This window comes from Sulfuricella sp., from assembly GCF_035531155.1.
GTDB lineage: Bacteria > Pseudomonadota > Gammaproteobacteria > Burkholderiales > Sulfuricellaceae > Sulfuricella.
Window position 1 is genome coordinate 1 of sequence record NZ_DATKTK010000007.1, and the last position, 13,132, is coordinate 13,132.

General features: G+C 61.7%; 12 protein-coding genes. 5 read left to right on the forward strand and 7 right to left on the reverse strand.

What is annotated here, in order from left to right:
* The 3 genes from VMV64_RS02585 to VMV64_RS02595 all read left to right on the forward strand — a co-directional run.
* Window positions 1-1,846 (forward strand): lytic transglycosylase domain-containing protein (locus tag VMV64_RS02585; RefSeq protein WP_325328389.1); only part of this gene is annotated, 1,846 nt, incomplete at its 5' end.
* Between the two features lie 11 nt (window positions 1,847-1,857).
* Entirely contained in the window at window positions 1,858-2,805 is a 948-nt protein-coding gene (locus VMV64_RS02590; protein WP_325328390.1) for a complex I NDUFA9 subunit family protein, read from the forward strand.
* Complete coding sequence (locus VMV64_RS02595) at window positions 2,802-4,022, forward strand: multifunctional CCA addition/repair protein (RefSeq protein WP_325328391.1); 1,221 nt, start codon at window positions 2,802-2,804, stop codon at window positions 4,020-4,022. Before VMV64_RS02590 ends, VMV64_RS02595 begins: the two co-directional genes overlap by 4 nt.
* Window positions 4,023-4,064: 42 nt before the next feature.
* Here the strand turns inward: VMV64_RS02595 and VMV64_RS02600 are convergent, their stop codons facing one another.
* The 7 genes from VMV64_RS02600 to VMV64_RS02630 form a co-directional block, all read right to left on the reverse strand.
* On the reverse strand, window positions 4,065-4,574 hold the full coding sequence (locus tag VMV64_RS02600; RefSeq protein ID WP_325328392.1) for a Slp/YeaY family lipoprotein: 510 nt from the start codon (window positions 4,572-4,574) through the stop codon (window positions 4,065-4,067).
* Between the two features lie 110 nt (window positions 4,575-4,684).
* Window positions 4,685-6,037 (reverse strand): TrpB-like pyridoxal phosphate-dependent enzyme, encoded by a 1,353-nt coding sequence (locus VMV64_RS02605; protein ID WP_325328393.1) that lies wholly within the window; start codon window positions 6,035-6,037, stop codon window positions 4,685-4,687.
* Between the two features lie 7 nt (window positions 6,038-6,044).
* On the reverse strand, window positions 6,045-8,318 hold the full coding sequence (locus VMV64_RS02610; protein WP_325328394.1) for a bifunctional diguanylate cyclase/phosphodiesterase: 2,274 nt from the start codon (window positions 8,316-8,318) through the stop codon (window positions 6,045-6,047).
* Between the two features lie 3 nt (window positions 8,319-8,321).
* Entirely contained in the window at window positions 8,322-9,194 is an 873-nt protein-coding gene (locus tag VMV64_RS02615) for an alpha/beta fold hydrolase (RefSeq protein WP_325328395.1), read from the reverse strand.
* 175 nt (window positions 9,195-9,369) lie between these two features.
* Entirely contained in the window at window positions 9,370-9,663 is a 294-nt protein-coding gene (locus tag VMV64_RS02620) for a hypothetical protein (protein ID WP_325328396.1), read from the reverse strand.
* Window positions 9,664-9,693: 30 nt separating this feature from the next.
* Entirely contained in the window at window positions 9,694-10,194 is a 501-nt protein-coding gene (locus VMV64_RS02625) for a glycine zipper 2TM domain-containing protein (RefSeq protein ID WP_325328397.1), read from the reverse strand.
* Window positions 10,195-10,253: 59 nt separating this feature from the next.
* Window positions 10,254-10,658, reverse strand: a complete 405-nt coding sequence (locus VMV64_RS02630) for a hypothetical protein (protein ID WP_325328398.1) — start codon at window positions 10,656-10,658, stop codon at window positions 10,254-10,256.
* Window positions 10,659-11,119: 461 nt separating this feature from the next.
* On the opposite strand from VMV64_RS02630, the gene VMV64_RS02635 reads away from it, so the two are divergent.
* Both VMV64_RS02635 and VMV64_RS02640 read left to right on the forward strand, forming a co-directional pair.
* A complete protein-coding gene (locus VMV64_RS02635; RefSeq protein WP_325328399.1) occupies window positions 11,120-11,830 on the forward strand; it encodes a response regulator in 711 nt (236 codons plus the stop codon).
* Window positions 11,827-13,125: an ATP-binding protein gene (locus VMV64_RS02640; protein WP_325328400.1), complete on the forward strand. Its 1,299-nt coding sequence runs from the start codon at window positions 11,827-11,829 to the stop codon at window positions 13,123-13,125. The genes VMV64_RS02635 and VMV64_RS02640 overlap by 4 nt, the downstream gene beginning before the upstream one ends.
* Window positions 13,126-13,132 lie beyond the last annotated feature (7 nt).

Here is a 13,132-nt window from a genome sequence, read left to right on the forward strand (position 1 = left end):
GTCGGGCAATATTTCCCGTTTCGATACCATGGCCGCACGCTTGCAAGGCCATGTGCTGGAGCCCTTCGTCGCTTATATGCAACTCATGTTGCACCTCAAGGAGGCGAGCCCGGACGAGATCAAAGGCTTTATCCAGCGCAATGGGGACAGTTTCCTGGCTGACCGGCTGCTCGCCGAATGGCTGCGGATGCTGGCAAAAAACCAGCGCTGGGAACTGTTCATGAGCGAGTACCCCGCGCTGATCACCAAGGACTCGGATCTGCTCTGCTATGACTTGCAGGCGCGACTCGCATTGGGAGACAGCGCCGCGCTGGCGGAGGCGAAGCCCTACTGGTTCAACGCCGAAGAGCAGCCGGCGAGCTGCCTGCCGCTGTCCGATGCCTTGGCGACCAACGGCCTGCTCACCGTGGAGGATGTGTGGGCGCGTTTGAGGCTTACCCTGGAGGCGGGTAATGTCAGCGTGGCGAAGCATGTTGCGCGCTACTTCCCAGGCCAGCAGGAGATTCCCCTGCGCGAGCTGGAGCGGGCGGCGGAAAATCCGCTCGCCTTTCTCGACAAGCTGCCGGTTGACCTGAAGACCCGTGCCGGCCGGGAGCTGACCCTGTTCGCCCTGTCCCGCGTGGCGCGCAGCCAGCCGCAGCAGGCGTTGCCTTACTGGAATTCGCTGTACGTCAGGTTCAGCGCGGAAGAACAGGCTTATGGCTGGGGTCAGCTGGCATTCCACGCCGCGCGCAAGCACGATCCGGCCGCGCTGGCCTGGTTCGGCAAGGCAGCCGGGACTCGTCTTTCCGATTTGCAGCTCGCCTGGAAGGTGCGCGCGGCCTTGCGTGAGCAGAATTGGCCGGAGGTGCAGGCCGCCATCGCCGCCATGTCGGAAGCGGAGCAGAACCAGGGCTCCTGGCGCTATTGGAAGGCGCGTGTCCTCAGGGCGCAGGGCAAGTTGGTCCAAGGCAATGCGATCCTGGCGCCGCTATCGAAGGAATTTAATTATTACGGCCAGCTTGCGGCTGGGGAGCTGGGCGTGGTGGCAAGTTCCCCTGTTGAGAGCTTCAAGGCAGGAAACGACGAGATAAAGGCGATGGAGAAGCTGCCTGCAATCCAGCGTGCGCTGGCGCTGTACGAGATGAACCTGCGCTACGAGGCCAACCGCGAGTGGATGTGGGCGGTGCGCGGGTTCGACGACCGGCGCCTGCTGGCTGCTGCGGAAGTGGCGCAGCGCCACGGCTGGTATGACCGGGCCATCAGCACCGCGGACAAGACCCAGCAGCTGCATGATTTCAGTCTGCGCTTTCCCTCGCCCCACCGCGACGTGATGCAGGAGCAAGCGCGACAGGTGGGCCTGGACGAGGCCTGGGTATATGGCCTGATTCGCCAGGAAAGCCGCTTTGTCCAGCAGGCGCGTTCAGGCGTCGGCGCATCGGGGTTGATGCAGCTGATGCCGGGAACAGCGCGTTGGGTAGCGAAGCGCATCGGGATGAAGAACTTCAGCCAGTCGCTGGTCAACCAGCTGGATACCAACGTGGCGCTCGGCACCTATTATCTCAAGTATGTGCTCGACAAGCTCGACGGCCAGCCGCTGCTGGCGACCGCCGCCTATAATGCCGGCCCGCGCCGCGCCATCAACTGGCGCAGCGCCACCCCGATGGAAGGCGCGATCTATGCCGAAACCATCCCGTTTACGGAAACTCGTGGCTATGTGCAGAAAGTCATGAGCAACGCCGTCTACTATGGCAACCGTTTCGGCCAGCAACTGCAGTCATTGAAGCAGCGGCTGGGTACGATTACGTCAGGAAGCGGAAAAATTGAATGCGGCGGCGATGACGAGCGCGCACCGGCTTGTGAATAAGGAGAAAAACAATGGAAATCAAGAAAGTTTGTGTGCTTGGTGGAGGTGGTTTTGTCGGCCGGCATGTGGTCAGCCGGCTGTGCGAGCAGGGGTACGAAGTGTACGTGCCCTACCGCAACATCAACCACGCCAAGCATCTGAGCGTGCTGCCGACGGTGACGCTGGTCGAGGCGGATGTCCACGATCCGGATGTGCTCAAGGGGCTGTTTCAGGGCGTGGATGCGGTGATCAACCTGGTCGGCATTCTCCATGAGCACAAGCGCGGCGCCTTCCAGCGCGCGCATGTGGAGTTGCCGCGCAAGGTGGTGGAAGCCTGCCGGGCGACAGGGGTGAAGCGGTTGCTGCACATGAGTGCCCTCGGTGGCGATCCGGACGGCTTGAGCCGCTACCAGCGCAGCAAGGGGGAAGGCGAGGCGCTGGTGCTGGCGGCCCACGGCGAGTATCTGGCGGTGACGGTATTCCGTCCGTCGGTGATTTTCGGCCCGGAGGACAGCTTTCTCAACCTGTTCGCCCGCCTGCTTTATTGGGCGCCGATTTTCCCTCTCGGCAGCCCGAATGCCAAATTCCAGCCGGTGTATGTCGGCGATGTGGCCCATGCGTATGTCGCCAGCCTGAACAACCCGGCTACCTTCGGCCAGCGCTACGAACTGTGCGGTCCGACGGTTTATACCTTGCAGGAACTGGTCGAGTTCGTCGCCAGGGTCAAGGGTCTCAAACGTACGGTCATTCCGCTGTCCGATGAGATGTCCTCGCTGCAGGCCATTCTGCTGGGTCTGATGCCGGTAAAGATGCTGACCCATGACAACTACCTGACGCTGAAAACCGACGCGGTGTGCGGCTGCCCATTCCCCGAAGTGTTTGGAATCCAGCCAGCCGCTCTGGAGGCGGTGGCACCACAATACCTGGCCGCACCCGCGCTACCGCGCTTCAAGCGGTTTATCGACGAGAACAAGCATTGAGAATCTACGCCGTCGGTGGTGCGGTGCGCGACGAGTTGCTCGGATTGCCGGTTGCCGACCGCGACTACGTGGTGGTCGGCGCGACGCCGGAGGAAATGGTGGCCCAGGGGTTCAGACCGGTGGGCAAGGATTTTCCGGTATTCCTTCATCCACAGACTCACGAGGAGTATGCCCTGGCCCGCACCGAGCGCAAGACTGCGCGCGGCTACAAGGGCTTCCAGGTTTTTGCCACGCCCGAGGTGACGCTGGAGGAGGATCTTGCGCGGCGCGACCTCACCATCAACGCCATCGCCAAGGATGAAGCCGGTCTGTTCATCGATCCCTATGGCGGCACGGCCGATCTCAAGGCCGGCATCCTGCGTCACGTCAGCCCGGCTTTCGTCGAGGACCCGGTGCGGGTGTTGCGGGTGGCGCGTTTCGCAGCGCGTTTCGGCTTCGCCATCGCGCCGGAAACCCTCGCTCTGATGCGGGAAATGGCCGCCAACGGCGAAGTCGATGCGCTGGTGCCGGAGCGGGTGTGGCAGGAGCTGTCACGCGGCCTGATGGAAAGGATCCCGTCACGCATGTTCCTTGCGCTGCGCGAGTGCGGCGCGCTGGCCCGCGTCCTGCCGGAGCTGGACGCCCTGTTCGGCGTGCCGCAGACCGAGCAATACCACCCCGAGATCGATACCGGGGTGCACGTGATGATGGTGGTGGATTACGCCGCCGCCCAGAACTACGAATTGCCGGTGCGCTTCGCAGCGCTCACCCACGACCTCGGCAAGGGCGCCACGCCGCACGCGGAGTGGCCGCGCCACATCGACCATGAAGCGCGCAGCTTCGAGCTGGTGAAGATCCTGTGCCAGCGTCTGCGGGTGCCTAACGATTGCCGCGAACTGGCGCTGGTGGTGGCGCGCTTTCACGGCGTTCCGCTGCGTGCTTTCGAGCTGCGTCCCGAGACCTTGCTCAAGCTGCTGCTGGAAACCGATGCGCTGCGCCAGCCAGGGCGCTTCGAAGCCTTTCTTCTGGCCTGCACCGCCGATTGTTGCGGCCGGCTCGGCTACCAGGACGCGGTATTCGAGCCGGCCGATTTCCTGCGCGAGGCACTCAAGACCGCTCAGGCGGTTGATGCCGGCGCAGTAGCCCGGCAGTGCGCCGACCCGGCGCAAATCCGCGACCGGGTGTACGAGGCGCGGCTGGCGGCAATCAAATCCTGGCGCGAAAATTGGACAGGTTAAACCGGCGGGCTGGCACAGCGATACTCAAGCAAGTGGCCAGCTTCAGTACCGCCAGTAGGGATACCGATAGGGCCACGGCCCCCAGAACGGGTCGTAATAATAAGGGTAGTAATCATGGCGGGGTTCCAGTCTCGGCCACAGATATAGCGATTCGATCGCAAGCCGCGGGCAGCTGAACTCATAGGTGCCGATTTTGCATTGTGCAGGCGCCTGCACGCTGCCGATAAAGGTGATTTCCCTGCCGGCCGGGTAAGCGGCGGGATCGTAAAATCCTGCACCGCAGGCGATAAACCGTCCCTCCGTCTGGTCGGTTTGCTTGGGCGCTCCATCGCTGTCCAGCGGGCGACTCAATACTTCAAAGCAGGATTCGGTTTTGAGTGGGGCTACGCTGATAATCATTCCTCCCCAGCGCACGCGGCTTCCCACCGCGTCATTGGACAGTGCCTGTTTCAATGAAACAGGCGCAAACGGACCTCGGGCAATGGGCGCGGGCGTGGTGGCACAGGCGGTGAGCAGGAGCAGGAGCGTGGTGGCGAGAAGGACGCGAATCATGGCAGCCTCCAAACTGGCTAATAAAAAATTAGATTCGCATCCCGCTTCGTAGTTCCAGTACTTTCCTATGCGAATTCAGGCTAAGCGCACGGTTCTCCGCAAAATACTTCTTATCCGACTTTCGGCAGCCGTTCCAGCGCGGCCTTGATCGCCTCCTCGGGATAGGCGAAGTCCTCCAGCTTGCCGCTGAAGTAGCTGTCGTAGGCGCCCATGTCGAAGTGGCCGTGGCCGGAGAGGTTGAAGAACAGCGTCTTCGCCTCGCCGCTTTCCTTGCAGCGCAATGCCTCGTCGATGCAGGCCGCGATGGCATGGTTGGATTCCGGCGCAGGGATGATGCCCTCGGCGCGGGCGAACGTGACGCCGGCCTGGAAGGTGGCCAGCTGCGGCACCGCCACCGCCTCGATCAGTTTCTCGTGGTAGAGCTGCGACACCAGGGCCGAGTCGCCATGGTAACGCAGGCCGCCGGCGTGGATGCCGGGCGGCATGAAGTCGTGGCCGAGGGTGTACATCAGCATCATCGGCGTAAGCTTGGCGGTGTCGCCGAAGTCGTAGGCATAATGGCCGCGGGTCAGCGTCGGGCAGGAGGTGGGTTCCACCGCCACCAGTCGCACGTTTTTGCCGGCAGCCTTGTCGGCGAAGAAGGGGAAGGCTGCGCCGCCGAAGTTGGAGCCGCCGCCGCAGGGGGCGAAGATCATGTCCGGGTAATCGCCGACCTTTTCGAACTGTTTTTTGGCTTCCAGGCCGATCACGGTCTGGTGCAGCAGCACGTGATTGAGCACCGAACCCAGCGCATAGTTGGTATCGGCGCGAGAGGCGGCATCCTCCACCGCTTCCGAGATCGCCAGGCCGAGCGAGCCCTGGTTGTCGGGGTCGGCGGCCAGCGCGGCACGTCCGGTGTGGGTTTCCATGCTCGGGCTGGCGAACACTTCCGCCCCCCAGGTCTGCATCATCGAACGGCGGTAGGGCTTCTGTCCGTAGCTGACCTTGACCATGTAGACCCGGACCTCGAGCCCGAACATCTGCCCCGCCAGCGCCATCGAGCAGCCCCACTGCCCGGCGCCGGTTTCGGTGGCGATGCGCTTGATGCCGGCTTCCGCGTTGTAATAGGCCTGGGCCACGGCGGTGTTGGGTTTGTGCGATCCGGCAGGGGAAACGCCTTCGTACTTGTAATAAATCTTCGCCGGGGTGCCGAGCGCCGCTTCAAGCCGGTGGGCGCGAAACATCGGCGAGGGCCGCCATAACTGATAAATTTCGCGCACCTTTTCGGGAATTTCGATCCAGCGCTGGGCGGACATTTCTTGCTCGATCAGGCTCATCGGAAAGATGGCGGTGAGGGCTTCCGGCCCGATCGGCTTGCCGTCCGGCCCTAGCGGCGGAGCGGGTGGATTGGGCATGTCGGCGACGACGTTGTACCAGTGGGTTGGGATTTCGGCTTCGTCCAGCAGGATTTTGGTTTGCGACATGGTGATCTCACTCGGTTTTGTTGAAGAATGAAAATTTGGCGGCGTCCCGGCAGGTATTTTCCGGGCGTCCGAACAGATAGCCCTGCCCACGCGAAAAGCCGCTCCCCACGATTTTTTGCAAGGTTTTTTCGGTTTCGATGCCCTCGGCGACCAGGTGATAGCCTGCCTTGATGATCATGGCGGCCAGGTTCTCGACGATGAGGCCTTGCCGGCCGCCGGCATCGAGATGGCGAACCATGGAGATGTCGAACTTGATGATGTCGACCGGCATGTTGGCCAGATAACCGAGTGATGAATAGCCGCTGCCGAAGTCGTCGAGAGCGATCTTGAAACCATCCTGCCGCAGTTTGTTGAGGTTGGCGGAGGCCCGATGGAGCTGGGTGATTAACGCCGTTTCAGTGACTTCTATGATCAGATGGTAGCGATCCAGGTAGCGGCCCAGTGCCAGGAGCTTCCCGATAATTTTCGGGTTGATCACGCCGGGGCCGGAAACGTTGAACGAGATGCCGGTCCGGGGTGGAATCTTGCCCTGCTCGAGATCTTTTTCGATGCAGCCGATGACGGCGAGGTCGAGTTCCGCTTCAAGCCGGCGTGCCTCGATGATAGGGAAGATCGAGGAGGGCATGATCAGTCCAAGGCCGTCGCGGATGCGCACCAGGGCCTCATAGTAGTCCACCTCGCCGTTGGCCAGGTTAACTACCGGCTGGTAGTGCATTTCGATCAATTCGCCTGTCGCGATTGCCTCGAAAACCGCGTTGTTCACCCCGGTCGAGTACAGGATGTCGGCGTCGTTGGTCATGCTGTTATCGTAAACCGCGATCTTGTTCCTGCCTGGCCGCTTGGCGTGATACATGGCGGTGTCGGCCTGCTTCGGCAGGGTGGCGAGGGCATCCTTGTTGTTGCCTTCCGCATGGGCAATGCCGACGCTGATGCGCACCGGTTCCTTGATGCCCAGGCTGAAAAAGTCATGCTGACTGACGGCTTCGATGCACCGCTCCGCGGTCTGCAGGGCGAGACCGGGTCCGATGTCCAGAAACAGGGTCGCGAATTCGTCGCCGCCCAGGCGGTAAAGGCGGTCGCCATGGCGCAGCGTTTTTTGCAAAGCCTGGGTGATCGCCTGGATGACTTGGTCGCCGGTTTGATGGCCGTAGGTGTCGTTGATTGCCTTGAAATGATCGCAATCGAACAGGACGAGGGACACGCCGAGCCGATGGCCGGCCGCCACCGAGATCACGCGCACCCAATCCTCTTCGAAGCCGCGCCGGTTATAGATGCCGGTCAAGGGGTCGTGATGCGCCAGTAGCGAAAGCTCATCGTTTTTTTCGTCCAGGCTGCGGTTCATCTGTTCCAGCCTGCTCTGGTAGTCGTTCAGGGAGGCGCGCACATTTTCCAGTTCGGCCACCGGCAGGCTGCGGGTAAAGCTCTCCGCCAGCAGCCCGCCATGCCCTTCGCGCCGGGCGTCGATATGCAGCGACAGGCGGCGCAGCGGTGCTGCCAGCAGGGAATTCAGGAGGAAGAAAAAAGCCAGAGACAGAATGAGCAGCGCAAAAATGATGCCTTGCTTGAACTGGATAACGGTGTTGACGATTGCCGCGTTCTCCGCGTTGGGTATGAGTTTGAACGTCAGCCGCTCGCCAATCTGCTCGGTCTGCAGCCGTTCCCTGCCGTTGATCCGGGCCTGCACGCTGTCCGCATCGACATGGCTGAATCGCTGCTCTTCCTTGATGGAGCGAAGGAAGTCGAGCTTGATGCCGATGTGGCCCAGCTCCGAGATGGCGTGGTCGTCGTGAGCGAGAATAGGTAGAAAAACGTAGAGATAAACACGGCCGCTTTCGTCGGCAAGAAAGCTGGTCAGATCCCGTTTGGTGATGGTTTGCGGCATGTTGTTGATCGGATGTTTTGCGAGGGCGGTGCCCTGCCGGGTATAGATTTCGACCGCCTCCGTGTAGTCCGGCAGCACCCCGCCGCGAAGGGCCCGGTTATCGCGCCAGTACCCGTAATAGGCCGGGTCGGCCAGTTGCTGACGGGTTTCGTCCTGGCCGGCAAGATTCTTGGTGCGCTGTTTCACTTCATCGATGATGCGGGCGGTGACTCGCGCAAGTTCCGCGCGGGCTGCGCTCATGTCGTGTTTTTGCGACTCGCTGCGGATAGCGTCCAGCTTGGCCTGCAGGGCCCAACCCAAGACGCCGAAAACGAGAGAGATCAAAATGATGAATCCCAGGGCATAGGCTTTGATCGTGAAGGGCCAGAAACGCTGCCGGAGTTTTCGTTGGATCGGCATGGCCTATCTCATCACCGGCAAAGCTTTCAGCACGGATTCGGTCTTGTCCGCCAAGTCCAGCTCTTGCTCGCCATCGAAGAAATGTCCGGTTTTCTCGATGACGGTGACCGGCACGCCGCAGCGCCTGATTTTTCCAAGCCAGTCCGCATTCATGGTGGTGTCGGTGCCGCCCATGACGACTTCCACCAATGCCCTGGTTTTGCCGAGGAGCTTGAGAGTCTTGTCAGCGTCATAGGCGGCGTAGGACAGGAAGGCACGCGGGGGGGCGACATAATTCTTTTTGCAATAGGACAGCGTGAAGCGCCCCAGGTCTTTCTCGTCTGCCGGCAGCAGGGTTTTCATCCGTTCGACGGCGGTCTGGCGCTCGGCGCTTTCGCTGTGAAAGGCGGTCAGGCTGGTGAGAATGGCTTTCTTTACCGCCGGACTGGGTTTTTGCGCGAGGTACTGAAGAATCTGTGAGCTCCCGGCACTGTGGCCGATCAGCGCGATGCTGTTGTACCCTTTGTGGGCCAGCCAGTTCACCCAGAAGCCGATTTCTGCGACATCCCCGTCCATGGTATGAGCATGCACTGCCTCGCATGCCAGGCTTTGGGAGCGCTGGTTGATGCCGAGAGAAAGGGTGGGGGTCAGCACGGTGTAGCCTTGGTTGGCCAGGGTGTTCGCCAGGGAACTTGTCGGCGGTGCGTGGTGGGTCTGGAGGAAGCCATGCAGCAGCAGGACGGCGGGACGCGCTGGCTGGCCGGCGCGGAAGTCGGCGGTGGCGATGATGCCGGTGGGGAGCTTTGCCTCGACTGTTTCCGCAGTCGCGCTCTGAAACGGAAGCAGCAGAGCGAACAGCGCAACAAACCATCTTGCGTGATACCGCAGACTGCCCATCTTGAGCTTTTCCGTGGATGTTCTTGAGGGGCTCACTTTATGTAATTACGCAACAACTTGCAAGAGATGGCGTTGCGATCGCGCCGGACAAAAAAAGCCCGGCGCGAAGCCGGGCAAAGGGGAGGAAGGATGCGCCAGCCCTGAACGTGGCGCGAACGGGGCTGATTTCAGTCGGTTATTGAGGTGCCACGGCCGTACCCGTTTGCGGCTGGTGTTCGCGGGTGCGCGTCCTGGTCTGTTCCTGGTTTTGATCCTGGGTGTGCTCTTGGGTACGCTCCTCCTCGTGCTGTTGCATGCGTTCCTGCTTGCGCTGGGTGTTCTCGGCAGCGCCTGGATTGGCGGAATCCCGGTTGCCCATCTGACCCGTCCCGCCGCCCATTCCTCCTCCTCCGCCACCACGGGCGAAGGTAACGGTGGAAATGCCCAGAGCCATGGTAGCCAGTACGACGATTAATGTGGATTTACGCATGTTTTCTCCTTTTGCAGGATGATAAAAATCTTAGCTGCCGGCGCCGAGGACGTTGACGCCGAGCCGGACATAACTACCCGGGTTGTAGGGTAGGGTGGTGGTGATGTCCCTGCCGTGGAAGCGGTACACTACGTTGTAGGCGGATACCTCCTGGCGCGATGTTTCGATCTGACGGCAGCGCTGAACCTGTCTGGGCGCATACTCCTGCGCCGAGTTGTCCATTCGGTCGCCGACCAGCGCTCCGGTGGCTGCGCCCGCCGCGGCGGCAGCCGTGCGTCCGTTCCCCTGTCCGACCTGGCTGCCCAGCAGTGCGCCCGCCAGGCCGCCGATGACGGCGCCGCCATAGGATCTTTCCTGGCGCATCGGGCCGGAGCTAACCGTTTCCGTCCAGCATTCCTGGCGAGGCTCGGAGATCTGGCGGTAAATCGGAGTGCTGGAGATGACCGGTGCGGATTCGGTGAAGTCCGCTGCTGTGGAAAGGCCGGTCAGTCCGGTTGTTGCAGCAATGGCGAAAGTGAGTAATTTGCGCATTTTTGATGCCCCTTGTTTGATTTTCTGCTCTCTTGGTTCAGGTCATTGCGCTGGATGATTTAGTGGCTAAGCCCCCGTCCGCCTCCCATGCCACTGCCGCCGCCCTGGCGAGATTCGTGACCGCGGCCGTAGCCGCCTTCGTTCCTGCCGCTGCGCCGCTCCGGCCTGGCCGTTTCGCCATTTTCCATGCGTGTTCTGCCGTCATAGGCGGAATCGCGCATCAATGCCTGTTCCGCCGGGCTGGTTTCACGCATCCGGCTGCCCAGTTGCTCGCGCAGGGCGGCACGGTCTTCAGCGCTCATGTTTTGCGCCAGTTGTTGCGGGAGATCCTGGGGTGGAACCTCATTTGCCTCTGCGCCAGCACTGACCAGTAGTGCCATAACGAGCAGGGGTGCGGCGATGAAGCCTGGGTTATTAATGGCGCGCTCCGATGGCGGCTGGCTTGTGTTGTCGGTTGAATCCATGGTGTGCATCATCCCCCTTAGACGTTTCAGAAGCATTTCCGGACGCTGGCAAAATGTAACAATGTGTTACGAATTGCGCCGAAGCATGGCGGCAGGCCGGGTTGTTTTGTATATTGGGGCCATGATCCTAGAAACCTCAGTTGACCGCTCGACTGGACATTTAATACTGTGCTTCCAATAAACTTCTTCATGATTTACCGTTTCACCCGGTTGGTGAGTCCGCTACGGGGTGGATTGCACGGTTTTTGCGGCGCATGGCGGCGTTATCTCGCCGGAGCGAGCAGCTTTGCTGCCACTCCCGGCGGGGACGCCCTTTACGGGTGCAACTCCTTGGAATGGAACGACCATTCCGCTTCGTTGTGCGTTGCCCTGCACCCCAATTGGGGTAAGCAGGTATTTCGCCGTCAGGCGAAAACTCGCAAAAACCGCACACTCCACCCCGCCCAACTGAGGTTTCTAGGATGAACGAACACAAAGTGCACATTCTGGTGGTGGATGACGATGCCGGTTTGCGGGAACTGCTTACCGACTATCTGACCGGGCAGGGCTACGCGGTCGGTGCGGTGGCGGACGGGGCGGAGATGGAGGCTTACCTGGCGGAGCAGTCTACCGATCTGGTGATTCTCGATCTGATGCTGCCCGGCGAGGACGGTTTGAGTCTGGCGCGCCGGCTGCGGGTGCGCGGCAATTTGCCGATTATCATGTTGTCGGCCCGTGGCGAGGAGATCGACCGGATCGTTGGGCTGGAGGTGGGTGCCGACGATTACCTGGCCAAGCCATTCAATCCCCGCGAACTGCTGGCTCGGATCCGGGCAGTACTGCGCCGGCGCGGGGAGGCGAAGGAATCGGTGCAGCCGGTGAGCTACTGTTTCGGGCCTTTCCAGTTCGACCCTGAACGCCGTCGACTGGTCAGGGGTGGTGAAGCGGTCGCCTTGACCAGTGGCGAATTCGCGCTGCTGCGCATCTTCGTTGAACATTCCAACCGGGTGCTGTCGCGTGACCATCTGATGGACCTGATCAAGGGCTTTGAGCGTAATCCCTTCGACCGCAGCATCGACGTGCGTGTGACACGGTTGCGCCGCAAGATCGAGGCTGACCCGGCAGAGCCGCGCTATATCCGCACCGTATGGGGGCAAGGTTATCTGTTTTCACCGGAGGGGGGCGCGGCATGAAACTCTGGCCGGGTCGCCCGGCGACCCTGTTCGGCAGGACCGCCGCCACACTGACGGCGGTCCTGCTGGCGTTCCAGCTGGTCGTGCTGGTGGTGGCGGTGGCGACTGTATTCCTGCCGATGGCCAGGCGTTCCGCTGACGATCTGGCGGCGCTGATGGTGCTCTCCGCCCAGACCTGGGTCGAGTTGCCCCCCGAGACGCGCCGGGACTTCGAGGACGAACTGGCCAAGAGCCACGACCTGTGGCTATTCAAGGTATATACCCCGCTACCGGATAAGGGGCAATTTCTGCCCTATCTGCATTTGCTGGAGAGCGCGTTGACGGAGCGTGTCGGGGTGCCGATTCACGTCAAGGTCACCCATTGGGAAAAGCAGTGGATGTGGGCGGAAATTCCGATTGGCGGGCAGATGATCCGGATCGGCTTCACCCTCGATCGGCTCGGCATTCATCCCATGCTGGCGCTGGTACTGGTGATGGTGGCGGGGGTGATTCTCGTGCCGTTGACCGCTCTGGTGCTGGCGCGGCGCATCGCGCGCCCGTTGGCGCGGCTTGCCGATGCAGCGGCAAGTGTCGGGGAGGGCCTGACCCCGGAACTGCTGCCGGAGTCCGGGCCGACCGAGCTGGCTGCCCTGGCTGCGACCTTCAACCGCATGGCCCGCCAGGTAAAGGCGCTGATGGACAACCGTACCACCCTGCTGGCGGGAATTTCCCACGATTTGCGCACCCCCCTGGCGCGCCTCCGCCTTGGCCTTGAGATGATGCCGGAAAATGCCAATCCGGCGCTAATCGCTCGCATGGAGCGCGACATGGAGGAAATGAACCGGCTGATCGGGGGATTTCTGGAACTTGCCCAGGGCCTGGGTCAGGAGGAAAAGCGGTCGGTGGATCTGGCGGCGCTGCTCGGCGATCTGGCGCAAGGCACGGCGCTTGAATGGCGGGCGCAGCCACCCTGTATCCGGGAGGTGGCACCGGTGGCGTTACGCCGTATTCTTTCCAATCTGATCGAAAATGCGTTGCGCTACGGCGGCGGCAAACCGGTCAGCATTGCCTGCGATTGTGCGGAAGAATGGGCCAGAATCAGCGTATTCGACCGCGGGCCGGGGATTCCGCCCGATCAGGCGGAAAAAGTGTTCCGGCCGTTTTACCGTTTGGAGTCATCGCGTAGCAGCGCGACCGGGGGCAGCGGTCTGGGTCTTGCCATTGCCCGCCAGCTGGCGGACGCCAATGGCTGGAAAATAGAATTGCTGGCTCGGGAAGGCGGCGGCACGGAGGCGCGCCTGACGATCCCGGTTTAAATTCTAG